At 41.5% G+C, this 25,125-nt stretch carries 26 protein-coding genes, 1 tRNA gene and 1 pseudogene; 10 read left to right on the top strand and 18 right to left on the bottom strand.

All coding sequences use genetic code 11. The features are described 5' to 3' along the window. Positions 1-135 precede the first annotated feature (135 nt). Genes N8M93_RS06840 through menC form a run of 5 tightly spaced genes read left to right on the top strand, consistent with a single transcriptional unit; the run spans position 136 to position 5,515 of the window. On the top strand, positions 136-990 hold the full coding sequence (locus N8M93_RS06840; RefSeq protein WP_261130519.1) for a MurR/RpiR family transcriptional regulator: 855 nt from the start codon (positions 136-138) through the stop codon (positions 988-990). A 27-nt stretch (positions 991-1,017) separates the two neighbouring features. Next, positions 1,018-2,400: a YjiH family protein gene (locus N8M93_RS06835; RefSeq protein WP_261130518.1), complete on the top strand. Its 1,383-nt coding sequence runs from the start codon at positions 1,018-1,020 to the stop codon at positions 2,398-2,400. 24 nt (positions 2,401-2,424) lie between these two features. Next, complete coding sequence (locus N8M93_RS06830; RefSeq protein WP_261130517.1) at positions 2,425-3,558, top strand: amidohydrolase; 1,134 nt, start codon at positions 2,425-2,427, stop codon at positions 3,556-3,558. 18 nt (positions 3,559-3,576) lie between these two features. Further along, positions 3,577-4,413: a GNAT family N-acetyltransferase gene (locus tag N8M93_RS06825; protein WP_261130516.1), complete on the top strand. Its 837-nt coding sequence runs from the start codon at positions 3,577-3,579 to the stop codon at positions 4,411-4,413. Further along, on the top strand, positions 4,403-5,515 hold the full coding sequence (menC, locus tag N8M93_RS06820) for an o-succinylbenzoate synthase (RefSeq protein WP_261130515.1): 1,113 nt from the start codon (positions 4,403-4,405) through the stop codon (positions 5,513-5,515). Before N8M93_RS06825 ends, menC begins: the two co-directional genes overlap by 11 nt. A gap of 337 nt (positions 5,516-5,852) precedes the next feature. On the opposite strand, the gene N8M93_RS06815 is transcribed toward menC, so the two are convergent. The 6 genes and pseudogenes from N8M93_RS06815 to N8M93_RS06790 all read right to left on the bottom strand — a co-directional run bounded on the left by N8M93_RS06815 (position 5,853) and on the right by N8M93_RS06790 (position 9,812). Continuing rightward, the gene (locus N8M93_RS06815; protein WP_261130514.1) at positions 5,853-6,635 is read right to left on the bottom strand and encodes a class I SAM-dependent methyltransferase; all 783 of its coding nucleotides are present in this window, start codon (positions 6,633-6,635) and stop codon (positions 5,853-5,855) included. A gap of 119 nt (positions 6,636-6,754) precedes the next feature. Further along, positions 6,755-7,228 (bottom strand): ATP-binding protein, encoded by a 474-nt coding sequence (locus N8M93_RS06810; RefSeq protein ID WP_261130513.1) that lies wholly within the window; start codon positions 7,226-7,228, stop codon positions 6,755-6,757. Positions 7,229-7,307: 79 nt separating this feature from the next. After that, positions 7,308-7,854: pseudogene (locus tag N8M93_RS06805) on the bottom strand (GNAT family N-acetyltransferase). Between the two features lie 85 nt (positions 7,855-7,939). Beyond that, positions 7,940-8,347, bottom strand: a complete 408-nt coding sequence (locus tag N8M93_RS06800) for a RidA family protein (protein WP_261130512.1) — start codon at positions 8,345-8,347, stop codon at positions 7,940-7,942. Between the two features lie 239 nt (positions 8,348-8,586). Then, the gene (locus N8M93_RS06795) at positions 8,587-9,402 is read right to left on the bottom strand and encodes an NAD(P)H-binding protein (protein ID WP_261130511.1); all 816 of its coding nucleotides are present in this window, start codon (positions 9,400-9,402) and stop codon (positions 8,587-8,589) included. Then, positions 9,399-9,812: a MerR family transcriptional regulator gene (locus N8M93_RS06790; RefSeq protein ID WP_261130510.1), complete on the bottom strand. Its 414-nt coding sequence runs from the start codon at positions 9,810-9,812 to the stop codon at positions 9,399-9,401. The genes N8M93_RS06795 and N8M93_RS06790 overlap by 4 nt, the downstream gene beginning before the upstream one ends. Before the next feature lie 218 nt (positions 9,813-10,030). Between N8M93_RS06790 and N8M93_RS06785 the strand changes: the two genes are divergently transcribed. The 3 genes from N8M93_RS06785 (at position 10,031) to N8M93_RS06775 (ending at position 12,187) form a co-directional block, all read left to right on the top strand. Then, a complete protein-coding gene (locus tag N8M93_RS06785; RefSeq protein ID WP_261130509.1) occupies positions 10,031-10,429 on the top strand; it encodes a VOC family protein in 399 nt (132 codons plus the stop codon). A 521-nt stretch (positions 10,430-10,950) separates the two neighbouring features. After that, positions 10,951-11,484: an RNA polymerase sigma factor gene (locus N8M93_RS06780; protein WP_261130508.1), complete on the top strand. Its 534-nt coding sequence runs from the start codon at positions 10,951-10,953 to the stop codon at positions 11,482-11,484. Then, positions 11,465-12,187, top strand: coding sequence for a hypothetical protein (locus tag N8M93_RS06775; protein WP_261130507.1), 723 nt, complete (start codon positions 11,465-11,467; stop codon positions 12,185-12,187). The genes N8M93_RS06780 and N8M93_RS06775 overlap by 20 nt, the downstream gene beginning before the upstream one ends. A 209-nt stretch (positions 12,188-12,396) precedes the next feature. On the opposite strand, the gene N8M93_RS06770 is transcribed toward N8M93_RS06775, so the two are convergent. From N8M93_RS06770 to recQ, 4 genes are all read right to left on the bottom strand, one after another. Continuing rightward, positions 12,397-12,864 carry a DMT family transporter gene (locus N8M93_RS06770; RefSeq protein ID WP_261130506.1) on the bottom strand — a complete coding sequence of 156 codons (468 nt, stop codon included), beginning with the start codon at positions 12,862-12,864 and terminating at the stop codon, positions 12,397-12,399. A gap of 21 nt (positions 12,865-12,885) precedes the next feature. Beyond that, complete coding sequence (locus N8M93_RS06765) at positions 12,886-13,584, bottom strand: Crp/Fnr family transcriptional regulator (protein WP_261130505.1); 699 nt, start codon at positions 13,582-13,584, stop codon at positions 12,886-12,888. A gap of 18 nt (positions 13,585-13,602) precedes the next feature. Continuing rightward, positions 13,603-14,028: a DMT family transporter gene (locus tag N8M93_RS06760; RefSeq protein WP_261130503.1), complete on the bottom strand. Its 426-nt coding sequence runs from the start codon at positions 14,026-14,028 to the stop codon at positions 13,603-13,605. A 244-nt stretch (positions 14,029-14,272) separates the two neighbouring features. After that, the gene (gene recQ, locus N8M93_RS06755) at positions 14,273-16,384 is read right to left on the bottom strand and encodes a DNA helicase RecQ (protein WP_396125442.1); all 2,112 of its coding nucleotides are present in this window, start codon (positions 16,382-16,384) and stop codon (positions 14,273-14,275) included. Positions 16,385-16,701: 317 nt separating this feature from the next. Here recQ and N8M93_RS06750 point away from each other — a divergent pair, with 317 nt between their 5' ends. Continuing rightward, positions 16,702-18,843 (top strand): YhgE/Pip domain-containing protein, encoded by a 2,142-nt coding sequence (locus tag N8M93_RS06750; protein ID WP_261130500.1) that lies wholly within the window; start codon positions 16,702-16,704, stop codon positions 18,841-18,843. A gap of 40 nt (positions 18,844-18,883) precedes the next feature. Here the strand turns inward: N8M93_RS06750 and N8M93_RS06745 are convergent, their stop codons facing one another. Genes N8M93_RS06745 through N8M93_RS06735 form a run of 3 tightly spaced genes read right to left on the bottom strand, consistent with a single transcriptional unit; the run spans position 18,884 to position 20,712 of the window. Then, entirely contained in the window at positions 18,884-19,327 is a 444-nt protein-coding gene (locus tag N8M93_RS06745; RefSeq protein WP_261130499.1) for an ABC transporter permease subunit, read from the bottom strand. After that, complete coding sequence (locus N8M93_RS06740) at positions 19,311-19,775, bottom strand: hypothetical protein (RefSeq protein WP_261130498.1); 465 nt, start codon at positions 19,773-19,775, stop codon at positions 19,311-19,313. The genes N8M93_RS06745 and N8M93_RS06740 overlap by 17 nt, the downstream gene beginning before the upstream one ends. A gap of 13 nt (positions 19,776-19,788) precedes the next feature. After that, complete coding sequence (locus tag N8M93_RS06735; protein WP_261130497.1) at positions 19,789-20,712, bottom strand: ABC transporter permease; 924 nt, start codon at positions 20,710-20,712, stop codon at positions 19,789-19,791. A gap of 173 nt (positions 20,713-20,885) precedes the next feature. Here N8M93_RS06735 and N8M93_RS06730 point away from each other — a divergent pair, with 173 nt between their 5' ends. Next, a complete protein-coding gene (locus N8M93_RS06730) occupies positions 20,886-21,359 on the top strand; it encodes a hypothetical protein (protein WP_261130496.1) in 474 nt (157 codons plus the stop codon). A gap of 273 nt (positions 21,360-21,632) precedes the next feature. Here the strand turns inward: N8M93_RS06730 and N8M93_RS06725 are convergent, their stop codons facing one another. From N8M93_RS06725 to N8M93_RS06710, 5 genes are all read right to left on the bottom strand, one after another. Continuing rightward, a complete protein-coding gene (locus tag N8M93_RS06725) occupies positions 21,633-22,250 on the bottom strand; it encodes a UbiA family prenyltransferase (protein WP_314728267.1) in 618 nt (205 codons plus the stop codon). Further along, the gene (locus tag N8M93_RS22790; protein WP_314728266.1) at positions 22,247-22,555 is read right to left on the bottom strand and encodes a hypothetical protein; all 309 of its coding nucleotides are present in this window, start codon (positions 22,553-22,555) and stop codon (positions 22,247-22,249) included. Before N8M93_RS22790 ends, N8M93_RS06725 begins: the two co-directional genes overlap by 4 nt. 370 nt (positions 22,556-22,925) lie before the next feature. Further along, positions 22,926-23,156: a hypothetical protein gene (locus N8M93_RS06720; protein WP_261130495.1), complete on the bottom strand. Its 231-nt coding sequence runs from the start codon at positions 23,154-23,156 to the stop codon at positions 22,926-22,928. A gap of 141 nt (positions 23,157-23,297) precedes the next feature. Beyond that, positions 23,298-23,373 (bottom strand) — tRNA-Ala (locus N8M93_RS06715). A 103-nt stretch (positions 23,374-23,476) separates the two neighbouring features. Continuing rightward, on the bottom strand, positions 23,477-25,060 hold the full coding sequence (locus tag N8M93_RS06710; RefSeq protein ID WP_396125441.1) for an FMN-binding glutamate synthase family protein: 1,584 nt from the start codon (positions 25,058-25,060) through the stop codon (positions 23,477-23,479). Positions 25,061-25,125: the final 65 nt, after the last annotated feature.

Raw genomic sequence — 25,125 nt, 5'->3', positions numbered from 1 at the left:
CCAAATCTTCACTGTGTCATGTTTCATTTTAATTTTTAGAATTATCTTATTTTTTATTGGTCATGAAGGATTTTATGCGTTATACTCATTTAAAAGAAGGATTTCCTTCATTATTTGTTGGACGAGGAGGATCCAATGGCAAATAACACTTTGACATATACGATCAAGGAACGATTTCCGAATTTATCTTCTGGTCAGAAAAAGGTTGCTGAATTCCTTTTGCAGCACAAATATGACAGCGCTTTACTTACTGCCTTCCAGCTCGGTCGTAAGGTTGGTGTAAGTGAAACGACTGTTATCAGATTCTCTTACTCCCTCGGGTTCAGAGGTTACTCTGAAATGCAGGAACAGATCCGTAAAGAGTGGCTTGTCGATCATCAACATGTTGAAACGGAAAACGAATCTACCAAAACTACACATGACAAGGAAAATATATTCAAAAAAGTGATTGACCAGGAAAAGTCGATTTTACAGCAATTACTACAACAGCTGGACACAGACGAGCTTTGGAAAGCGGTAGAGGAATTGATTCAAGCGGACAAAGTGTATATCGGCGGGTTCGGAAGCTCCCATGCTGCAAGTTATTGGTTCTATTATACATTGAAGCAGCTGAGGAAAAATGTTTACTTATCAAGTCCTACGGGTTTTTTACCGGAAGACATTTGCGAACTCGGAGAAAATTCCGTCGTTGTCATCTTTTCCTATCCACGTTACCGAAAAGAGTCCCTTCAGCTTGCGAACCTATCGATTGAACAAGAAGCAAAAATTATCGCCATCACCAACAGACAGCTTTCACCAATTGGTCAACTGGCTTCCATCACGTTGACGAGCGAAGAGTATATGGAATCAGGGCATCATTCCATCGCATCTGTTGTGAGCCTTTTAGAAGTAATCATTGTAGGTATACAATCCCGTGATCGGGAAAAAATCAGTATCCGACAGCAAAAGTTAGAGCAATTATACACAGAGCAGGGACTTTTTCTTGAATAAAAATAAAATTTACAGAGGTGAAATTTAATGAATGGTCAAACAAAGACGAACGAAAAACTTCCTGCACAACCCTCGTTCATGTTCAATGATTATTTGAAGTTCATCATCCCTTCTCTCCTAGGAATCCTTCTATTCATGATTCCGATTTCTGGAGAGGATGGCATTACGATTTCTGTTGCCTATTTAGCTAACCAGATCAATAGTTTACTTGGAGATGCCATACCAGTTCTTGCTGTACTGACAATCACCCTATCTGTTATCGGTTCATTGGTTGCAGTCCTCGCCAAACCCGCTTTCATTTTAGAAGATGCATACTTGAATAAATTATTGAATGTGAGCACATTTTGGTTGACCGCTCGTATTCTAGGAATGCTTTTTGCCATCATCACTTTGTATGAGCTAGGGTTCGGATGGATTTTTTCTGAAAATACGGGTGGGCTATTAATCTATGACTTGATTCCGATTCTCTTCTCGACATTCCTTTTAGCAGGTTTATTTTTGCCCCTTCTATTAAACTTTGGATTACTTGAATTTTTCGGAGCATTACTGATGAAGGTGATGAGACCCGTCTTTACATTACCAGGGCGTTCATCGCTCGACTGTCTTGCTTCCTGGGTCGGAGATGGAACGATCGGTGTCCTGTTGACGACGAAACAATATGAAGATGGCTATTATACGAAGCGTGAAGCTGCGGTTGTTGCAACGACCTTCTCTGTCGTATCGATCACTTTCACTATCGTCGTCATTTCCTATCTTGAACTAGAGCACTATTTCCTCCACTACTATATGACAATCATCATCGCAGGACTTGCTGCTGCAATCATCATGCCAAGAATCCCACCGTTATCCCGTAAAGCCAACTCAGGATACGAAGAAACGGAACTGAAAGCAGAAAGCAATTTACCTTCTGACGTTTCGATTGTCAAAACAGGTATGAATCTAGCACTGGAAAAAGCGAAGAAAAATGACCGAGTATCGAACATTTTCAAAGAAGGCATACAGAATGTAATGGATATGTGGCTCGGTGTCCTGCCTATCGTAATGGCCATCGGGACCGTCGCATTGGTGATCGCTGAATATACGCCTTTCTTCACGATCCTCGGGAAACCTTTCGAACCGGTCCTGACCTTGATGCAGGTACCTGAAGCAGCTGAAGCGGCACAAACGATGGTCGTCGGTTTTGCGGATATGTTCCTCCCTGCTGTAATCGGAAGCGGTATCGAGAGTGAAATGACACGATTCATCATCGCGTGTGTATCGGTCACTCAGCTCGTCTATATGTCTGAAATGGGCGGCCTGCTCCTCGGATCAAAGCTGCCGATCAGCATCAAAGATCTGGTTCTCATCTTCTTGTTGCGCACGATCATTACATTGCCGATCGTCGTAGTCATTGCCCATATCATCTTTTAAATGAAAAAGGAGAGTGTTTCAGCATTGAGGTTCAACCCGATAAATGCCATAGAGGAGAAAAAAGAACGAATCCTAAAAACCTATGAAGAACTCCATCAGCTTGCTGAGCCCAGTTGGAAGGAAGAAAAAACATCGGCTTACATTCAAAAGATGCTTACACAGGCTGGACTTGATGTCAAAACCTATGATGGGCACTTCGGTTTCATTGCGGAAATCCCTGGTGAGAGCGGGAAAGTCATTGCCCTCCGTGCAGATCTTGATGCGCTCATGCAAGAAGTCGATGGTGTGGTCCGTGCGAATCATTCGTGCGGACATGATGCCCATAGTACGATGGTCCTCTTTACTGCCCTGACTTTAGCCGACTTCAAGCCGAGCCATACAATGCGCTTCATCTTCCAGCCGGCTGAAGAGAAAGCGGGAGGGGCTCTGCAGATGATGAAGGATGGGGCTTTGGAGGATGTGAAGTTCCTGGGTGGTATCCACTTGCGTCCGGCTTTTGAAATTCCGTTCGGTCAAGCTGCTCCTGTAATTACCCATGGGTCGACGGCCAGTTTGAAAGGTCTCATCACTGGTTCGGCCGCTCACGCTTCACGGCCAGAGAACGGGAACAATCCGATTGATGCAGCTGCCCTTTTAATAGAAGAAATCAAGACAATCAAGTTGTCTGAATCGGAATCCTACTCGATAAAAATAACCGAACTTCATAGCGGTGAAGCGACCAATTTGATTCCAGAAAAAGCCCGTTTCACCTTCGACCTAAGGTCTGCTTCGAATGCGACGATGACGAAGCTGATTGAACGTGCACAGAACATATGTAAGAAAATCGCCACTACGACTGGAACGGATATCGAAACGGCAATAGAAGAACATTCGCCTGCCGCCGTTGAAAGCGAAACCGCTATCGATGCTGCTAAAACTGCGATCGTCACCATACTCGGAGAAAAGAATTTCATCCCGGTTTGTAATTCTCCCGGCGCTGAAGATTTTCACTTTTATACATGGAAAAATCCTGATATCGCGGGAACGATGATCGGTCTAGGCTGTGATCTGAAGCCTGGCCTGCATCACCCGAAAATGAAGTTTTCTAAGGAAGCATTGATTTATGGAACGAAAATTTTAACCCAAATGTTATTGGAAGCAGATACGAAACAATGGTAACAGGATGGAGGAATGACCATGGACAACCAAGTACGCTCATCGATCAAGATCCATAATCTTCAGACGGCAGATGAATTAGAAGCGGTCCGAAAGCTTGAAGCGCTCGTATGGAGTGTAGAAGAATCAGTGCCTGTCACTCAAACACTTGCAGCAGTTAAAAATGGCGGTTTCATCCTTGGGGCTTTTTTGGGGGATGTTCTCGTCGGTTTCCAATACAGCTTTCCGGGTTTTGATGGACAGAAAATATACCTTTACTCGCACAGTCTTGGAATACATCCGGATTGCCGGAGAATGGGAATCGGTGAAATGTTGAAAATCGCACAAAAAGAGACAGCCCTTCAAAAAGGGCACGACCTCATCAAATGGACATTCGATCCTTTGGAGACCGTGAATGGTAATCTGAACCTTCATAAGCTCGGTGGAAGTTGTTCTGTCTATATAGAGGATGCTTATGGTGAAATTCCTGATGAATTGAATGCAGGGATTCCTTCTGACCGTTTTTTGGTCGAGTGGTGGATCAAGAGACCGGGACTTTCCATATCGGAAGGTTCTGTTGATGATATACCTTCAACCATACAAACGGGATATCGGAATGACTGTCTTGTTCCTGGACAAATCGATTTAAACTGTAAAAACACTAATTTATTGGTCCCGGTTCCTGGGAATTTCCAAGAATTGAAGCAGAAGAATTTCTCACTCGCATTAGATTGGCGTGAGACGACACGTATGGTGTTCACCAACTACATCTCTCAAGGATGGATTGTCATTGACCTTTTGAAAAATCCGCAACAACAGGATTCATTCTATTATCTCATGGAAAAAAGAGTACAAGGAGACAGCACGGATGGAAATTAAGCAAATCATACTGAGACATCTTAAAATCGAACTCTTAAACCCTTTTACAACGAGTGTTGGTACGGAATATGACAAGGACTTCATTCTCGTTGAGGTCCAATCGAAAAGTGGTTTATCGGGATGGGCTGAATCCGTGTCAATCCTCCACCCGATTTATAATGAAGAAACAGTACAAACGAACTGGCACATGATGAGCGACCACTTGATTCCTAAATTGTACGAAGGTCCTATCGAGCATCCCGATGTTGTTTCGGATCGCTTTCGATCCATACGTGGGAATTTTAATGCGAAATCTGCACTCGAAGGAGCAATTTGGGACCTGTATGCTCGGGAACAAGACCTCCCACTTGCTAAAGCATTAGGTGGAAAAAAAGACAAGATCGAAGTCGGAATCAGTATCGGCATCCAAAATTCTGTACGGAACATGCTCGTACAAATTGAAAAATATTTAGAGGAAGGCTACAAACGGGTGAAAGTGAAAATCAAGCCGGAATGGGATATCGAGATTATCAAAGCGATCCGAAACGAATTCCCTCATATCCAGCTGATGGCAGATGCCAATTGCGCTTACACGCTCGATGATATCGAACACCTTCAAGCGTTAGATGAATATGATCTGATGATGATCGAGCAGCCCTTCGAACATGACGACATTTATGACCACTCGAAATTGCAGTCTAAACTGAAGACACCGATCTGCCTTGATGAAAGTATCCATACCGTCGAGGATGCACGAAAAGCTATCGAACTCGGAAGCTGTAAAATTATTAATCTCAAAATCGGTCGGGTAGGCGGTTTGACTGAGTCGAAGAAAATCCATGACTTGTGTAAACAGCATGAGGTTCCGGTCTGGTGTGGTGGCATGCTGGAAGCTGGGGTTGGTCGAGCGCACAATATCGCCATTACTACTCTCTCAAACTTCAGCCTCCCAGGTGACACTGCCCCTTCCTCCCATTACTGGAAGCAGGACATCATCGAACCGGAAGTTACGATGAAGAACGGATTCATCCATGTCCCAAATCGTCCTGGTATCGGTTATGAACCGAATCAAAAGCTCATTGACGAACTGACGCTTCAGCAAAAAGTATTCCCAAATCACTAAACTTGGCAAAGCCAAGCCTTTGGCGCAGGTTGAGCATTAGTTGCGCTTTTACGGAAGAAAGTATTTTTATACTTTCTTCAAATGTAAGATTACAACGAGCTTTAGTGTTAAGCTCGTTGTAATCTTACATATTTTCAATCAAGTACCGCCTATTACATTTATAGTATAGTAATAATCCACCATATCTACGAGCCGATGTGATTTTTCAGATGCTACACACTCATACAATCTTGCTGCAGCTATTATTGGAGCCCCTAAATCCATTTGTTCTCACCTTATATTTGCTTCGTCACCCAATTGTGTTAAACAGACGCCGACTTATAAAAAAACCATGTAACTATTTCTTTCCAGCAATTATAAAAACATAATCACCTAAGTCACTACTATATTTATTAATTACTTTCTCTATATTTTTTGTTTCGATATCTTTTTTTAGCTTAAGACACCCTTCATCTACTTCTTCTTTTGAAGCTAAATTAGCAAAGGTTGAAATTCCTGATCGTACTTTCTCATCCAAATACATAATCGGTTGATACTTTCCGCTATAAAGGAAAAAATCCTCTAAATCAGGTTGTATTAAAAATGTCTCCCGGCCAATAATACTAAACCCAATGGTTTCTAACGTGTTGCTTACTTCAGATACATTCGGCATTTGCTCAGCAGATTTTTGAATAGCATCAGGAAAATACTCTTTCAGCCAGTAGTTTTTCATCTGTTCAGGGGAAGAAGTAAAAATGACCAGTCTCCCATTATCTAAAACTCTGAAAGCTTCGTGAAAAGGAGCTATTAAATTATTGAAATGGTGAATGGACAAGGTACAGATGATTCCATCAAAGGTGTTATTCTTGAAGGATAGTTTACCCGCATCGGCTATTTCCCAATTTATAGTTTTTGATTTGCTTATTGCTTGCTGAAGCATCTTATACGACAGATCACAGCCAGTCATATTCAAACCTGTATTTTCTAGAGCAACAGTATAATTACCTGTCCCACAAGCAATATCAAGTACTTTACTTCCATTTGGTACTTGCAAATGATTTCTTAATCGTCTGGTAATCTCAGAATCAGCTTTACGGGTGGTGTCATAATTTAAACCAATATGATCGTACAAAGCAACCATCCCTGATAAACCTCCGTTTCCTGATACGAATACTAAATCTTATGTCTTTTGTACTTATGAGTATCCTTCGGAAATTTTTCAAAACTTACTGAAAAAAACTCCGTTCGTCTAAAAATAGATTATTCAAGTTCTTCTTGAGTAGGAGGTTCAAACAACTGTATCCATTTTTTAAGCATATCTTCAGTTAGTGGAAATGCATATTGTGGAAGTTGAGTATTTCTTTCTGCAAGACGTTTTAGAAGGATCTCTTCAGGTACATTTAAAGAATGGATTTTAAAGTCAGCACCTAATTCTGCTGCTCGTGATCGAAAATCATCTCGTTCACTACGCCCCCAAAATCCAAAGTCTAAAATAACATCAGCGCCAATAGATAAAACTCTAGCAGCAACATCCCAAAGTAGACTTTCGACTAAATCGTGTCTAGCATCATGTTCCTTTTCATCTATATCTTGTCCGAACAAGCGAATATGCCATTCATCAGGGGTTAGTCGAAGTGCCGAATACTTCTTTTCAAGTTTACGTGCAAGCGTGGTTTTACCACTGCACGGGAGACCAACCATTATATGAAGTGTCGCGATGGTACTCAGCTCCAATCTTACTCAACGCTTTTTCTTATATGTAAAATCTACCCTTGAACGCGAAAGCGGGACCAGTCACAAATAAGTAGTCAATCTATAATCCTATTGAGTTGATAATTCCATAATATACTAGATCTTCATATCGATTTTTCCTCACATGGTCAATCAATATCCTTCTTTTTTCATGCCGATGTTTTGCAAAACCCTTCCTGAAGCTGGGTTTGAAGTAAAATAACGAGCAAATACTTTATGGTATTGCTTTTCACCAAATGCAAATTGTACGATAGCTTTTGCTGCCTCTGTCGCATATCCATTTCCCCAGAATTCTTCACCAATCCAATAGGCTATTTCACCATTATTGAATCTTTGGTTGTTAGATAGCGCTATAGCCCATATAATTCACCTCTTTCCTTATCAGTTATCGCAAATTTATATAATTTATCAGCGTTAAAATTATCAAGATGATGGTCAATCCACAATAAAGCATCCTCCATAGAGTAAGGATAAGGGAGGTACAATGTATTTTTATAAATATTATAATTATTACATAGTTTAGTAACTTCTGCTGCATCAGATTTTTGAAACAGTCTCAGTACTAGCCTTTTAGTGGTGATTGTTTTATTTTGATGATCATATATCATAAGAAATCCCCCCTACATCATAGGAGTACAAATATCGTGTGGGGTAATCCCCCTTCTTGACCTTATCTAACTATTTTAGTCATATTCAACGTTTTTCTAATGCCGCTACAGCTTCGATTTCCACCAATTGATTTGCATAGCCTAATACGGTAACTCCAGATAAGGTGCTTGGAACATCATGATCACCAAACTCATTTCTAATTGTTTCCCATGCTGTTACCAGATCTGAACGGTTTTGAGATGCTACTAGAACCCTGGTATACACCACGTCATTCAATGAAGCACCACACTCGTTCAATGCTTCTTTCAAATTTTCCACACATATTTTAGCTTGTAGATTATAATCACATGAATTAAGTACTTCTCCATCTTTATTAAGTGGACAGGCTCCTGCCAGAAATAACAACTCCATTTCCGATGGTACGCGACTGGCGTATGCATAATCAACTTGAGCTAAATTTGTTGAATGAATTAATGATATATTTTTATTCATCTAATTCCTCCTCGTTTTAATAAATCTCCATAAATAACAAATTCGATCATTTATTCAATAATACTTCGGTAACATTTTTTACATCTCCTGCTTACACCATTAGATGCCTTAAGTAGAAAAACGATCGATTCTTTTTTTCTCTTTTCTTAACTCTTCAAAAAGTAAAAAGGCGCATTCTTTATCACAGAAAAGCGCCCGTTTGTACACTTAAAGTTGCCAGAAGCAACTTGCTATGCTGGTTATAAAAATTCTTTTTTGTTTTCTAAAACCCACTCAGCGAATGATTTCGGAGGCTGACCTGTCACCTCTTTGACGGTAGGAACCACGGTGTATGCAGCCGTTGGAGGGTTTGCGTGCCAATTGATCACATAATCAATCACGTCATCCTGGACATCCATTTGCCTCATACGATCACGTTCCTCTTTTTCCGAAAGCTGATGAAAATGAATCTGCCGCTTGATGGCTGAGCTGATTATGCGAACTTTATCGATAACGCTCAAGACTTCCGGCCCTGTCAATGGATAGATTTTACTCGAGTGCCCATTAGAAGTTAAGATATTTGCCGATACACTTCCGATATCTGCTTCATGAATAGGCGCACTAAGGGATTCTCCAAACATATCCTTTACAGCACCATGTGAGCGTATGGATTCACCCCATTTCAATGCATTTGCCATGAATTCAACTGGCTGCAGTTGAGTCCATTCCAGGTTACTGGCTTCAACAGCTTTTTCAACGCTTCCTTTTTCTCCACTCCAGAGAATCGTCACACGCTGTACCCCTGATCTCGATGCAAGGGAAACAATTTCGGGTCCAGTTTGGAGTGGAACATGCCCAGTACCGCTTGTTATTATATGTGCAGCCTTCACATCCTTGAATGCAGTTATAAGGGTATCAGGATCGCTTAAGTCTCCCCCTACTACTTCAACCTCTTTCGGCAACATAGCTCTCTTTGGATTCCGAGTAAGTGCACGTACACGCTCCCCCTTTTGAAGCAGTTGGTTGACTAGATGACGTCCAACAGTACCAGTCGCTCCCGTTACTAAAATGGTCATTTCATATCCCCCTGAATTAAGTCATCCCGTCCTGGTACTTTTCTTCGTGTATTTTTCATTCTGGATATCTGTTGTTCAAGTTGGGTTTGAGCCTCTGATAAGGCTTCTATTTGGCTGCGGACTTCTTGTAGTTTTTCTTGATACATTTCAAGCAATTCATCGCAATACTCATCTTTTTCCTTGATTTCTTTGTTTTCAGGGCGTTCACAGAACAAAATTGCCTTAACTTGGTCTGTCGTGAGTCCTAATCCTAAATACATTTGGATGGTTTGAATTTCTTCAATAACAGATTCATCGAATTCACGGTAATTATTTTCGAGACGTGGGACGTTCAGTAATCCTTTCTTTTCATAATGCCTTATGGAACGAGCACTGACACCAGTAAGGTTCGTGATTTTACCAATCTTCAAGAATCGCACCTCCCTTTCAAAATAGGTATTATTTATTATAAAGCTTTACACTAATGTCAATGTCAAAACAAAAGAATGATACCCTTTCCAGACCCTCTTCAATAGCTCTTTACTTCGTGTTAAGCCTCCTCCTAAACCTTATTATCACTTTCTTAAACAAAAAGAATAGACAGCAGCTTGTGGTATACTTTTCATAAAAGCAAAGGGAGAGTGGTTCAATGGCAAACTTATACCCATACATATTCAGCGAAGATGCAAAAAGACAAGCAGACTTTTATGCCCAAGCTTTAAAAGGAGAAGTTGTAAGCGTTCAAACCTTTGATCAAGCACCAGGTTCTCCACCAGAAATTGCAGAGAAAGTGATGCATCTTACTCTACAGGTTGCAGGTCACATATTTTTTATGGCTGATGCTGTTAGAGAACCTGTTCACAAGGGAAGCAATTTGAATCTTGTCCTTGAGTATAGATCAGAAGATGAAGCACGTGAAGCATTTGATGGCCTATCTGAAGGTGGGAAGGTATTAATGCCATTTGAAAAAGTATTCTGGGGTGCAATGTTCGGCCGGCTTGAGGATCAATATGGTGTTACGTGGCAAATTGCAACAGAACATGAGTGAAAACGATAAAAAAGGTTTTAAATATCATATAAACGGGTAATGTATTACGTCCGGCATCTATCCCAGTGCCGGACTACACAGGATTCCCCTGCTTTCTATACATAGATCGCGGGGGAAACTTTTTTACTCCATTGTTTGACCACTTATTCTACCGCTTTTCCCTCGCCGTTACCTGATTGAGTTTTCCAAGTGATACGATAAAGGACACAGGAGACCTTATTCTGTCAAAATCCTATAACCTTATAACCCTACGGACATCAGGGATCTTATTCCGTGAACCAGGTGGGATTTCACCTGGTTTGTTCACATATAACGGCTCTGGTGTCCGTTAAAATTCGGAAACACCCCTTTTTGTCACAAATAACGGCTCTGGTGTCCGTTAGCCTCTCGTTGCAAGCCACACTTTCCCAATCATTATTAAACAATACAAAACTGATAATGTTAAAAAGTTTATAGCTTTTAAAACTTTTCCTATGGTACAAAGGTATTACATATGAGAAAGAAAAAAGGGGAGATCCCAGTTGGATAAAAAAACGATAAAAAAGATAAAAAAAGGCGATAAAAAAGCGTTTCGAGCCTTATACGACGAGTATTATCAAGCAGCAATGAGAGCGTCCATGTCGATGTTGAAGAACGAATCAGACGCCTCAGATGCAGTACAGGAAACCTTCATACGTGTTTACAAAGGCATTCATACTTATGATGATTCTAAACCCTTCAAACCCTGGTTCTATCGCATTTTGACAAACGAAGTCCGACGCTTGATCAGCAAACGCAAACCTGAAACCGATATTGATCAAGTTCCGCAGAGTGCATATGAGGACAAGGTTACTCAGCCCGCAACTGATAATGAAATCCTTGATGAAGCAATGGAAAAATTGAAAGAAGACCATAGAGAGGCACTCGTGCTGAAATATGTGGAAGGCTTGAGCGAAAAAGAAATGTCGTCAGTACTTGAAATCAGTATCGGTGCTGTGAAATCAAGACTTTTTCAAGCTCGGAAGCTGCTGAGAGAAGAATTAAGGGGAGATTACCATGGACAAGAACAAGTTTGATGATATGTTGGAGGCAAAATTGAAGCAGGAATACGAAATAAACGAACTACAAAAAGAAAAAACATGGAAAGCGATTGAAGATCAGCTTGATTTCGTCAAGCCAAAAAAGAAAAAATCAAAGTGGATCGGGTTCGCGGCAACAATAGCAGCAGCTGTACTGCTCGCGATCGGTCTATTGAATACAACGCCAGGGTATGCACTCGTCGATAAAGTGAAAGAATGGTTCGCACCAGAAAAAGAAGTGGAAATCCCGATCGAGGGAACTGAAGAAGAAGGAACAGCTTCTCTAAACGACAGTATTGAACACGGATATGTCATCTATGTAGATGAAGAACGTTATAAGATGGAAAAACACGAAGATTTCGATATCATCACCACAAAAGAGCCACTTCCAGAACAATATCCTGAAGTGTTCATGAAGATCATAAGAAAAAAAGACCAATCTGTGGAAGAAACAATCAGCCAATTGGAAGCCGAACACGGATTCACCTTTGAACAAACCGACTATCCGATTAATTCACAAACCGCACGGACACTAGATGGAAACAACTGGGACAGCGTCATCAACCGATACTACGTCATTCCAGATGAAGACGGCGGCTCCTATATCTTCCATCAACGCTACTTCCTCGAAGCAGAAGAAGGACACGGCGTAAGACTCAGTGAAATGATGAAGAATTTCGAGATTGTAGAAGAGGAATGATTCTGATGAAGCTAGCTTGAGAAATCAAGCTAGTTTTTCCTTGTTTTTTACAAAAAATAAAGAAAAGGAAGTACGGGTTTACGTATTAGTGGACCCGAAAAATCAAAAATTGATCGATATCCACTTCGCACAGAGCTTAATGGAAAAAGACTCCTGTCCCATATTATCCGTCGGGAGTCTTAAGTTGATTCAGAAACACCATTCCCCTTTTATGCCGCTTTCGAATCTTGAAGGACTTTATGTCTTCCTCCGAACTTGAAAACCACAATTCCTCCTACGATCACCAGTACACCGATCAATTGCTTTGCCGTGAACGGTACCTTTTCGAGACCAAACCATCCAAGTGAATCCCATAATAATGCAAATCCAAGCTGAGAGGTCAACGCAATCGATATCGCATATGTTGGTCCAAGCCATTTGACACCTTGTACAAGACATGTCACGACTCCGATACCAATTAAACCGCTGAACCAGTACCAAGGTTCCATATTGGCAAAATTGAACATTCCTTTACCTTCAACGAAAAGCCCGATCAAAAATGAAGCGATTGCGCCTAATCCAAGAACTAAAGTGGTCGTTGTCCATGTATCCGCCCGTTCATTTACCTTGCTGTTGAATATATTTTGCAAGCTCACAAGTGAACCTGCTGTGATTGCCATTAATAGTCCTGAAACCATATCCTGCATACCTTCTTTCAATTATTCATATATGTTATGGCCTGCTATTTCCCTAAGTCCTTCTCGATCTTTCACAAGGAGATATCCTTTTTTCCTCTCGACAAGTCCTTTCTCATCAAAGCTTTGGATAACACGATTTAGATGTCGATAGCTCGTTCCGATCAAATTGGCAGTATCCTTTAGGCTTAGTGCACTTAATTGTCCATTTAATTGAATATCCGATTCATCATCGGAGATTGATAATAAATAGCTTGCTAACCTCACTTCCACTGGATAGAGCAGATTGAAGCTTAAGGAATTGGATTTGACACAAAACTTTTGAGTGATAATCTCCAGGAGGAAGTTCAGGAAAGATGCGTCCTCACGTCCGAACTTCTTCAACCATTGCTGATGGATGCCTAACATGTCGACATCCGATACAGCTTCAACTGTATTGATGAAGTCTATCCCTTGTACATATTCGATATCACCGATTAATTCTAATGGTGTTTTGAAAGACAGAATAAGGGCTTTACCTTCTGCCGTAGTCGTGAAAATTTTCACCTTGCCTTTTACAAGAACATAAAGATACTGTGATGTATCCCCTTGAGAAGCAATCAATTCACCTTGTTTAAATCTATAAAAAGACATATGCGGAATTAATTGTGGGTTGAAGATCGATTCTAAGTTATAGAATTGTATATATTGCTCAAATTCTTTCCGATTATGGATTTCTTTCATTTCATCTAACCTCCACTGCTAGAACTTCAGAATCACCACACCAGCTATCATCATACCAATCCCGATAAATTGCGGGAGACCCATCTTCTGTTTCACAACGCCGAACCAGCCTTTGCTGTCGATGATAAAGGTCAGGCTCAGTTGGGCAATCAGTAATACCGCAATGGTGAGCGTCACACCAATATGATGAATGGCCGTGATATTACTGAATACAACAATCGCTCCGAAAGATCCACCTATCAAATAGAGGGGTTTCACTTGCTTGAACTTTTTCCATTTTCGGTTCCTTGTGAATAAGACGATCAGCAGAATCATGATAAAACCTGTCAATTGAGTAATCGCAGCTGTTTGCCAGGATCCTATATCTTGACTGATACGAGAATTGGCTACACCTTGTAATGTAATAAAAGCGCCACCGAAAAACGCAAAGAAGCTTCCTTTCATGTCAGTTCTCCCCAATAATTTAGATTTCTCTCTTATTAAAGGATATCTCCAGTCATCTGGGAAGGACATATGTCCCAAAAGGAAAAAACGTCGAGGTTCTCCGCAAAAAGTCTTATTTTAAAGCATAACCCACTTTTAAAGGATAAACTGGATGTTTTCCGAAAAAACCTGATTTCTCACTATAGAGAAAATCCATGAATTACATGAAGGGGCTATGGTGTTTTTCACCATAGCCCCTTTGTTATCATGTCGTTTGCCTTTCATGTTGTAAGAGATAGACTTTAATCATAAAGTAGCTCACTTCATCAGGAAGCAGTGCTTTAATCGGCTTTAACTTTTCAGAACCTGCTTGATTGATGGCATTTTCAATTTCGAAGACATATTCTTCTGGAATCAGATCTTCCATATGAATATCCATTCCTTCTTGCATGCACTGGATAAGATGGCTCTCCACTGTGCTCACCGCGAGGTCACGATGTTCTGCAATTTCTTCAACTGTCATCTCTTCTTTATATAAATTATACGTCTCAAAATGCGAGTTTGGTGTGGCTTTTTTCGGTTTCGTCTTACTGTCTGTTCCCTTTATCGCTTCCTCTTTCCGCTCAGGGTTTTGAACCAAAAATTCCGTGATCGCTTCAATGAACTGTGCGCCATACTTTTCAAGTTTATTTTGCCCCACCCCTGTCACCGCTAGAAATTCTGCTTCTGACTGCGGCTGTTTCACACACATATCTTTTAATGCCGTGTCTGCAAAAATAACGAAAGGCGGAACGTTTTCTTTCTCTGCAATCCCTTTTCGAACAAGACGCAGTGCCTCGAACAATGGATCATCGACTGCCACTTGTTTCGTTTGAACTGCTTCTTTTCGCTTTACGATTTCTTTTCCTAAGAGAACTTCCTTCCCTTTTTCTTTTACGTAAAGGGTAGGAAATGTACCGTGTTCGACAGCAATCAGTTCTTGTGAGATGAAAAACTCGATGAAGTCCGTCACCTCTTTCATACTCTTTTCCTTCATCTTTCCATAGGTCGGTAGCTTATTCAGACGCAACTCCATTACCTTTTTATTTTTGGAACCTGTCAACACTTGAGCGATGATCGTCTTGCCGAATCGCTTCTGTCCCATTCTCACGATACAAGACAATACAATCTGAGCTTCTCGTGTAACGTCTATGCTTTCCCGCGAATCTGTACAATTGCCACATCGACCGCATGCCGGTGTTTCTTCATTGCTGAAATAATTTACGATCGATGATTGCAAACAGCTTTCTGTATGACAATAATCCACCATGAGCTGCAACTTCTCGAGTTCTTGCGTCATACGGTCAGATTCACTCGACTGATCGATCAAAAAACGCTGTACTTGAACATCCTGGGAAGAATACAGAAGGATACATTCACTTGGAAGGCCATCGCGACCAGCACGTCCTGCTTCCTGATAATAGCTTTCCATGTTTTTCGGAAGTTGAAAATGGATGACATAACGGATATTGGATTTATCGATCCCCATACCAAATGCATTGGTGGCAACCATCACTCTCGACTGATCTTGCAGAAACTTTTCTTGCTGTTCCATCCGCTCTTCTTCATTCATTCCTGCGTGATATCGTGAAACATTGATACCCGTTTTATTCAATTGTTCGTACAGCTTATCGACCGTTTTTCGGGTGGCTGCGTAAATGATGCCCGCTTCTTTCTCATTTTTTTTAAGAAAATCTTTTAAAAACCCGAACCTGTCTTGTCCCTTGATCACTGAAAATGATAGATTTTCCCGCTCAAAACCAGTCAAAACCGTATTGTTCTCATCAATATCAAGCGACAAACAAATATCCTCACGCACCCTCGGGGTCGCAGTAGCTGTTAACGCCAATACTGTCGGTCGTTCCGATAAGCTGCCAATCATTCTCTGGATACGCTTATAGCTTGGTCTGAAATCATGACCCCATTGGGAGATACAGTGGGCTTCATCTACTGCTATCAAAGGAATATGCAACTCTTTTAATAATCCCATAAAATCATAGGATTCCAGCCTTTCAGGTGCGATATATAAGAGCTTGTATTCTCCGCTCTTCGCCTTCCCAATCCGCTCCCGTGTTTCCAATCCTGTGAGTGAGCTGTTGATGAAGGTAGCGGGAATACCTAATTGAAGCAATGCATCTACTTGATCTTTCATTAAAGAAATCAATGGAGAAATGACGATCGTCGTTCCCTCAAATACAAGCGCCGGAATCTGATAACAAATCGATTTCCCCCCGCCAGTCGGCATAACACACAGGGTGTCTTCCCCATTCAAAACCGATTGGATCGCTCTCTCTTGCCCTGCTCGGAACGATGAGTAACCGTAAAACTTCTCTAACATCTCTCTGGCTTTATGTATCAAAACGTATTAATCCTCCTACGGTTTTTTCCTCTGATTATAAGGGTACCACTTGCATGTTGATTGATAAATGATAAAAATTGACTTACACAAAAGAATAGTGTCAGACCCTTCCAACACAACATTATAAAAATATTCTCCAATACTACTTTCGTTGTACTAATGCTAGTACGATGTGTGTGATTATCGTACAAGTACTAGAAACTTTTATTTTTTTAGAATATTATGATTATTAACAAAAATGAATGGGTACTCATTCATTTCTTTGGAAGCGTTTACTACACATTGGAGGTATCGGAATGAATATTTTCAAATTACTTTCCGCTGAGTTTTCGAAAATTGCTGCTCAAAAGGGGATTCTAGTTTCCGTCATCGCTGCTTTACTAGTGCCTGTCGTTTATGGGGGCATACTTCTTTCAGCTACCTGGGGGCCCTATGACAACCTCGATAATCTGCCTGTTGCTGTCGTCAACAATGATCAAGGTGCAATCTCTGAAGGTGAACCGATCAATGTTGGAGACCAGTTGGTAGCGAACATGAAAGATGGAAAAGACTTAGGCTGGGAATTTGTCAGTTCAACCGATGCTATGAGAGGTCTTCAGAAGAATGACTACTATATGGCGATCATCATCCCTGAAGACTTATCCCAACGTGTGACTACCGTCATGGAACCTGATCCAAGGAAACTGGAGCTTGAATACATCCAGAATGAGGGGATGAACTTCCTTGCGTCCAAAGTTACGGAAACTGCCACGCAACGTATTCGGGAGCAACTTGCCAACACGATTACTCAAAATTACACCTCAAAGGTTTTTTCCAGTTTAGATGATGTTTCCGATGGATTCGGAAGAGCAGCTGACGGATCTGCCCGGCTATCGGACGGAACGACTCAGCTACATAATGGCACAGAGGAACTTTTAAATTCCGTCACTTCCAAACAGTCGGATATTACAAAACTAGCGAATGGTACGCAAGAATTGAAAGACGGAACGGGTCTTCTATTAAGTAAATTGGAAGGAAAATCTGGTGATATCTCAAAGCTAGCGGACGGTTCTCACGAATTGCACGACGGCACAGTCAGACTGAAGGATGGAACTGGCCAAATCCTTAATGGATTACAACAAGCTGAAGCTGGAAGCGCAGAACTGAAGAACGGTGTAGCAAATGATCTAGCTCCCGGTGCTAGAGGAGTTGCTGATGGAACAATCCGCTTAAAAGATGGATCTGCGAAATTAGCAGATGGTGCAAATCGATTAGTCGCTGGATTAAAAGAATTCGGCAATGCAAACCCGTCTACTAAGATTCCACCTTATGCAGAATCCTATCAAAAAATAATAGATGGAGCACAAGAAATCGCTGATGGGTTGAATAGCTTATCGACCAAATCGGTAAAATTGAGTAATGGCGCAGTCAAAGTGGCTGATGGTGTTGAAAATAAAGTGGTTCCTGGAACTGCGCAACTCAATGATGGTCTGAATAAACTTGTAACTGGTCAGAAAAAGGTCGACCAAGGTGTTGCTGAACTAGAAAATGGGGCTGGGCAGATTGCTGATGGGAACGCCAAAGTCGAAACTGGCTGGCAAGAACTGATTACCGGGGTTTCAAAACTTGATAATGGTGCTGGACGTATTGCTGAAGGAAATGCTGCGGTAGATGAAGGTTGGCAGAAACTAACTACTGGAGCGGCGAAGCTCGAAGACGGGGCTGGAAAAGTAGATGATGGAAGTGAAGAGCTTGCTTCCGGTTTAAAGGAAGGTGCTGATAAAACGAGTGGTTTGAACACGGGTGAAGAAAATGCCCAGATGTTCTCCTCCCCTGTCGAACTTGCAAGTGATTCAGTCAACGATTATGAGTATTACCGTGACTCGACGGCACCATATGTCCTGACATTAGGGCTATTTGTCGGAATCTTGATCATGTCGATGTTCATCAATTTCAAAAGACCTGAAGAGGTTTCAAGTATCAGCTGGTTTGCGGTCAAGTTCATGAATCTCACAATACTGTCGCTTTTCCAGGCTGTCTTACTGCTGATGACTGTTTTTTTCATACTAAAAATGAATGTTGCTAATCCGCTTGGACTCGTTTTGTTCACGGTTGTTGTCAGCATCGTGTTTTCGGCCATCGTACTGTTCCTTGCTGCGGCTGCCGGAAACATCGGACGATTCATCGCCCTCGCTTTCGTGATTCTGCAGCTTTCAATCACAGGAGCGAATCTCCCAAGAGAAATGCTGCCGGAAAATCTGCGGGCTTTGAGTGATTTCTTACCATTCACCTACTCAATTGCAGGATTCAAATCCGTCATTACATTGGGTGATTGGGGAGCAGCGATGACAAACATGTCAATCTTGTTCGCTTATCTGATTCTCTTTGCCCTCTTATCTGTGACAGTGTTCATCTTCATGAAAAAATCACAAAAACAGAACGTCGAAGCCGCTATGTGAGGCTTTGAGGGACAGCACCAATGATGGTTCTGTCCCTTTTTTAAGATATCCTGCGATCGAACAGTTTCCTGAACCCTTCACCGAGCATATTGAAAGTGATGATGGCCAACGTAATCGCACCCGCTGAAAACAAAGGAATCCATGGTGCAGTCAACAAATCGACCCTCGCACTTCCGAGCAGTGTCGCCCAATTCAAACTCGTATTCTGAATGGTTCCACTTGTAAAACCTGTTTGGATCCATACCTGTGAAATGAAGATGCTGAGCATACCCAGTTGCCCAATCAACAAGGCAGCCCTACCTAAGTCGGTGAAAAACATGACGACAAGTTCAGGCAGCAAATTCGGTATGTAGTTCCGTCGATAATTTTGAAATGGGCTGAACCCTAAAGTGACCCCAGCTTCGACAAAAAGGCGTTTCGAAAGGGTATGTGCTTGTTGCTGAACAATCGTTGCTACCCTGCCTATTTCAATGATAGCTAACAAGACAATCGACCATTCCAAACGACTTTCGCTGAAAATAAAAAATTGGCAAATTCATCAAGATGATCGCAGAAAAAAGGGTCGGTAAAGCGGAAAACAATTGGTTCCACCCGTTTACAATATAATGTGCAGGACCTTTATTCGATGATGCCAGCATACCTAACGGAACCGCGATCAAATATCGGATGCCCGTAATCGAAAAAATGATGAGCATCGTTTCCTTCGTACCCATCACGATCATACTTAGCAGATCTTTCCCTCTTTCATCTGAACCGAATGGATTTTCTTTTGAAGGTGGATAAGGCGGTGTCTCGATCTTTCCGTCTTCCATTCGGACGATCTCCTCTTCCAGATGTGAATCGACAAATGGAAGATATGGACCGAACAACATCATTGCTACAAAAAAGAATATGAAAAAGCTCCCTATCAAAAGTGAAGTATTCTTAGCCATATATCCCCCTGGACTACCGTGGATCCACATAATATTTTGTGATTTTACTGATCCATTGTGAAAATAAGACGACCAGCATGAAACAAACAGAAAGTCCGATGATCAACTCAGCTTCAAAATCTGCTTGATAACCAGCAGAAATGCTGTTCGTATAATGGAAAGCTTTGAATAATCGGTATGCTGCTCCCTTATAATCAAGCAGGTATTCCACAATCAACAGGTTGGACAGGATATACAGCATGACGGAAGAGAAATGGCTCAATATTGTACCCCAGCAATTTTTCAACGTATGTTTATAAAGGACGGTTTTCCTCGTAAAGCCTTTAGCTCTCGCCACTTGTATGTATGGTTCGAATTCCTCGTTGGAGATTGCGACAGAAGTAATCCTCGCAATGTACATCATCGGGTAAATGGACACGAGGATGGACGGCAGAATGAAGCTATACCATTGTTCATAACCGTAGAAATCAATCCATGGAATATAAAAGATGACCACCCACTGCAAACAAATGATTAAAAAGAAATCTGGAATCGATAGCAGCAAAGAAGTGAATCCCTGACCAAGGATCCTGTGTTTTTTTAGAGACGCCCTATAATCGTAAATGCCTTTTAGAACACCGATTAAGATACAAAGGATGAATGCAGAGGAAATGACTAGCAAACTCCTTGGGACATATTCGACGATCAGCTCCCCAACCGGCACCCCAGTCAACGATTCGCCAAGGTTTCCATCGATAAATACCTTTTCCAAATAGCCGACGATATTCTCTTTGTACTCTTCAAATTGAAAATGATATTCGAATTCCATATCAATGCCGAGGGTTGCCCCCCGATCCACAATCGACAAATCACGGGGAAACAAAACAATCAGTATAAGAGTGAGCAAGACAAAGACATTCACTAACAGCGATTTCCCCAATTCTACAAATAACCGCATCCACTTCTCCTTTTATCCAAACAATGACAACATTAACTTTATTAATTAGACAAAAACCTTCCAATCCCTTCCAAAAGGAATCCTTTTAAATATGAAACCCTATTTGTATGAGGATGACTAAAGAAGTATAATAGTTTATGAGAATCCATATATTAACATAAACGGAGGTTATGATGAGCTTTTTAGATGGCTTTGGTCGGTATTCCATCATTAAAAAACGAATACTGAATATCACAATTGCATTATGTATCGTCTTTATTCTGGTAGCCATTTTACTCCCGAACATGAAACTATCTACCAAAGCGGCAGCATTAATCCTCCCATTTGATATCTCAACACCTGTACAACTCCCTTTTGATTCCTATGAAGAGTACACGAGTATTGCAGGCTTTGACCGAGCCAAAGTCGTATATGAAAATAACGATGAAGAGCTCATCCTTTGGATCACTACTGAAATAGGATGGAATAAGGTGGCTGATTGGGAACGCACAACCTTAGAGGATGGCACCGTTGCCCACTTTACAGAATTGGATGAAACGCAGGTCTTGTCCTGGCAAAAAAATGATGTCGAGTATGCTCTTGACTACTCAGGTCCGGAATATATAGCTAAGAATGAACTGGTAAATATAGCGAATTCAATAGAATAAGAGTTCTAAAAGCACTACTGCCCAATGCCATAGTGCTTTTTAGTATTCTTCTGAGTGCTTGATCTTTGTCTTTCCAGCTCCCTCACACCCTCAGCACTGTTTTGGGTTGGTGGGTGAATTGGTTCAGTTTGTTAGCTACTGAAGCTACTTCACTTGAGTTTAAAGGAATTTCCTGATTTTACACGAAATTACAATTAGAATGATAAATCAACATATTTCCCGAAAAATAAGACCCTTAACAAGGGGTTTTATAGCTGTTTTCCACGATATTTCCTAAACGAAAGTCACCAAGACCATCATGAAAAACAAAAGCGTTATATAGTTCACGGAATAGATGAAATTCCACCGTGCCCATTTAATATCATTTTTAGTTAAGAAACCGCTGATTCCTAAAGCGAGCCAGCCAACATTCATCAGTGTAGCGATGATAAGGAACGGCATCCCGAGCTGCCCCAAGAAAAAGGATAATGGCAGCAAGCATGCGATATAGACAACCAACCGGCGCTTTGTTACTACGATCCCATGTACTATCGGAAGCATCTTGACCCCTGCTACCTTATATTCTTCGAAGTATTTGATGGCGATCGCATACGTATGGGGCATCTGCCAGATGAACAAGATCAGAAATAACACAATCGGCACAGTCTGAAAAGAAGGTGCGATGGCTGCCCACCCAATTAAAGGCGTTACTGCCCCTGAGATACTTCCAATCAAGGTATTCCATGTATATCTTCGTTTGGACCACATCGTATACAAGACAACATATGTGAACCAGCCTATGAGTGCGTAAACAGTCGCTTCGATCGTGGTAAAAAAGAGAAGAATCAACCCAAAGATGGATAAACCGATTCCCATCGCCAGTACGACTTGAAGAGGAAAGCTCCCTGTCACCGTCGGACGTTTTTTCGTTCTTGCTCGATGTCAGCGTCATACCAGTTATTCAGAACCAGTGCACCTGCCATAACTAGCGTACTGCCGATGATTGTCAGAAGGAAAACCTCCCAATGAGCTGCAAAAGAAGCATTGGTAAAATACAAAGCCAACCAAAATCCAGTAAAAACAGGCAAGACGTTCGAGACTAAAACAAGACCTTTAAGTAGTGATCTAATATCAGCAATGATTCCAGGGATACGGCGTTCATTGGATCGGTGGGCTTTCACTGCTTCTTTATCAGAAAGGATGAGATCTTCACGCATTTTTGGTACCTCCTCTCCATTAAGATTGATAATATTAGAAGGCTCTTTTCTAAAATATTGTTGCTTGTGAGTCATTTTTAAAAACTCACCTAGCAAGTTGATTGGAGAGCAAGGGGCGAGCCTCCTGCGGGATCAGCGTGCCTACTACCTGAATGATCTCCTCGCAAGGCATGCGACGAGGAAGTTCGCTTCGACAGGACTTTCTTGTAGACGCAGGAGCACAAATGCTTCCTTGAAAAGGAGACTCCTGAGGTCGCAAGGCGACGAGTGGACTCACCGCACGCCCCGCGGAAAGCGAGCATCCTGGAGCGGAAATCAACGACTATTAAGAGCAACAAAGTTTGCTAAAACAGCCTATTAGAAACACTCCTCAACTATATTGTGAATGATCAATGAAGTAGAAGTAAACCAAATAGATTACGAGACAAATTGCCATCGTCACAAATCCCCACCCGAGCGTTATTTGCTCAATCAAAAGGTAGTTGTTGCACAGTTGCTCTGGTGATTCGATATATAACCAGCCCATTCCGAAGAACATGACCGTAAAACTGACGATGATGCTGTTTCTGCCGAACGAGCTCAGCTTTTTCCAACTATACAAAAAAAAGATCGACCGCCTGATTGCAGTCAATCTTGTGAGTTTATACTATTATGATGAAATTCCTTTTTTGCACCATCAAATAACAATAAAAAAGCACTGATATCTTTGGTCAAAGAATCAGTACAACTTAAGGCTTTTTTATGGTGGAGCATAGCGGGCTCGAACCGCTGACCTCTTCGCTGCCAGCGAAGCGCTCTCCCAGCTGAGCTAATGCCCCGATTATTCACATATTGTATTTTACAATGTTCAATCGTGTACGTCAATTAAACTCTAAAAAAACAGTCGTCGATCTCTTAAGACTAAGAAGATCGACGTTCCCTTTAATAATTTTGTTGGATGTATTCCATGTCATTCATTGATATCATTTTTCCGTTTCGAGATTTGAATACGATGTGATCCATAGTAAATTGTGTTGGGCTCTCGACTCCGACAGATGCAGCCAGATTATAGAGTCCTTCCCGTAAGGATAACATATAGTTACATACTCTGTATGACTTCTCTTCTACAATCAGCGCTTTCTGCAATTTATCATCTGTGGTGGCGACACCAACTGGACAATTATTCGTGTGACATACTTGTGCTTGGATACAGCCTACTGAAAACATCAGTCCTCTGGCGATATTGACAAAATCAGCTCCTAAACTTAAAGCAATAGCCACTTTGTCAGGGGTTAAAAGCTTACCAGAAGCAAAAATCTTCACTTTATCACGGATTTCGAACTCTTCCAATGTCTTATGAACCAAGGGCAAAGCCGACTTGATCGGTATGCCGGTTGAATCAGCAAGTTCCTGATAGGATGCACCTGTCCCACCCTCGCCACCATCCACTGTGATGAAGTCAGGGTGTTTCCCCGATTCGGCCATATATGCGACCAGATGTTCAACGTCATCCGTATTTCCTACTACCATTTTGATACCAACCGGTTTTCCCCCAACATCCCTTAATTCATTAATGAAGTCCAACATTTCCTGATTATTTTTGAATTCATTGAACCGGTTAGGGCTATCGATCGATTTCCAGGCTTCAACGTTACGAATTCCAGCGATTTCTGGGGTTACCTTGGCTGCATCGACATGTCCTCCTCTTGTTTTACCCCCCTGGGCCAGCTTCAATTCAAATGCCCTCACTTCCGAAATACTACTCTGTTTTTTAAATTCTTCCCAGGAAAAATCGCCATCTTTCGTCCTTACGCCAAAAAGTCCTGGCCCTATTTGACAAATGATATCGACTCCGCCCTTTAAATGATACTCAGTAAGTCCTCCTTCACCGGTATTCATCCATGTACCTTTGGCTCGGGACAAGCCGATGGATAAAGCGGTAAGAGCCCGATCACCGAGTGAACCGAAACTCATGGCGGATTGACCTACCAGACCTCTTACTTTAAAAGGATGCCGGGATGTCCATTCGCCGATGACAGGAGAATCCCCTTCTTCCAATAAGAAAGGATCGGCTTGGATATCTTCCCTATGTTCTTTACGTAAAAACAAATTATCTTTTTCGATCTGATAAATTTTCGTTTTCACCTTATCTTCATTATCCACCCTCAGTTCATCCCTCTGTTTAGGAAACATGGTATTCCGGATATAAAAACCTTCTTTTGAAAAGTCGCGTTCTGAACCGAAACCGAGCATTCTGGTTTTGTATTTCCCGGCTATCACTGTATTCTTGAATTCTCTTCTAGAAAAAGGCGTCCCTTCATTATCATTCAGAAATAAATATTGTCTGAGTTCAGGACCCGCTTTTTCTAAAATATACCTTAACTTCCCGAGGATAGGAAAGTTTCGTAATACAGCATGTTCTTTTTGCTTATGATCGGTCCACCACAAATATAGGACAAGTGAACATGGCACAACAAAGAAGAATAAGAGAATCACGATAAGGAATACGAGTATGAAGATATTCAGATCCACTTCAACCAACTCCCTAAACCAAAACTTTATAATTACAAAAGAAAGAACGGTATGAACCC

It is taken from the genome of Bacillus sp. Marseille-Q3570, from assembly GCF_946151055.1.
Lineage (GTDB): Bacteria > Bacillota > Bacilli > Bacillales > Fictibacillaceae > Pseudalkalibacillus.
This window is presented reverse-complemented; position numbering and strand designations above follow the sequence as displayed.

Bases quoted from the DNA above. Each gene is read 5' to 3' on its own strand.
- N8M93_RS06840 (WP_261130519.1), top strand. From the start codon at position 136: ATGGCAAATAACACTTTGACATATACGATCAAGGAACGATTTCCGAAT.
- N8M93_RS06835 (WP_261130518.1), top strand. From the start codon at position 1,018: ATGAATGGTCAAACAAAGACGAACGAAAAACTTCCTGCACAACCCTCG.
- N8M93_RS06825 (WP_261130516.1), top strand. From the start codon at position 3,577: ATGGACAACCAAGTACGCTCATCGATCAAGATCCATAATCTTCAGACG.
- menC (WP_261130515.1), top strand. From the start codon at position 4,403: ATGGAAATTAAGCAAATCATACTGAGACATCTTAAAATCGAACTCTTA.
- N8M93_RS06815 (WP_261130514.1), bottom strand. From the start codon at position 6,635: ATGGTTGCTTTGTACGATCATATTGGTTTAAATTATGACACCACCCGT.
- N8M93_RS06800 (WP_261130512.1), bottom strand. From the start codon at position 8,347: ATGAATAAAAATATATCATTAATTCATTCAACAAATTTAGCTCAAGTT.
- N8M93_RS06795 (WP_261130511.1), bottom strand. From the start codon at position 9,402: ATGACCATTTTAGTAACGGGAGCGACTGGTACTGTTGGACGTCATCTA.
- N8M93_RS06785 (WP_261130509.1), top strand. From the start codon at position 10,031: ATGGCAAACTTATACCCATACATATTCAGCGAAGATGCAAAAAGACAA.
- N8M93_RS06775 (WP_261130507.1), top strand. From the start codon at position 11,465: ATGGACAAGAACAAGTTTGATGATATGTTGGAGGCAAAATTGAAGCAG.
- N8M93_RS06770 (WP_261130506.1), bottom strand. From the start codon at position 12,864: ATGGTTTCAGGACTATTAATGGCAATCACAGCAGGTTCACTTGTGAGC.
- N8M93_RS06765 (WP_261130505.1), bottom strand. From the start codon at position 13,584: ATGAAAGAAATCCATAATCGGAAAGAATTTGAGCAATATATACAATTC.
- N8M93_RS06760 (WP_261130503.1), bottom strand. From the start codon at position 14,028: ATGAAAGGAAGCTTCTTTGCGTTTTTCGGTGGCGCTTTTATTACATTA.
- recQ (WP_396125442.1), bottom strand. From the start codon at position 16,384: ATGTTAGAGAAGTTTTACGGTTACTCATCGTTCCGAGCAGGGCAAGAG.
- N8M93_RS06750 (WP_261130500.1), top strand. From the start codon at position 16,702: ATGAATATTTTCAAATTACTTTCCGCTGAGTTTTCGAAAATTGCTGCT.
- N8M93_RS06740 (WP_261130498.1), bottom strand. From the start codon at position 19,775: ATGGCTAAGAATACTTCACTTTTGATAGGGAGCTTTTTCATATTCTTT.
- N8M93_RS06735 (WP_261130497.1), bottom strand. From the start codon at position 20,712: ATGCGGTTATTTGTAGAATTGGGGAAATCGCTGTTAGTGAATGTCTTT.
- N8M93_RS06730 (WP_261130496.1), top strand. From the start codon at position 20,886: ATGAGCTTTTTAGATGGCTTTGGTCGGTATTCCATCATTAAAAAACGA.
- N8M93_RS22790 (WP_314728266.1), bottom strand. From the start codon at position 22,555: ATGCGTGAAGATCTCATCCTTTCTGATAAAGAAGCAGTGAAAGCCCAC.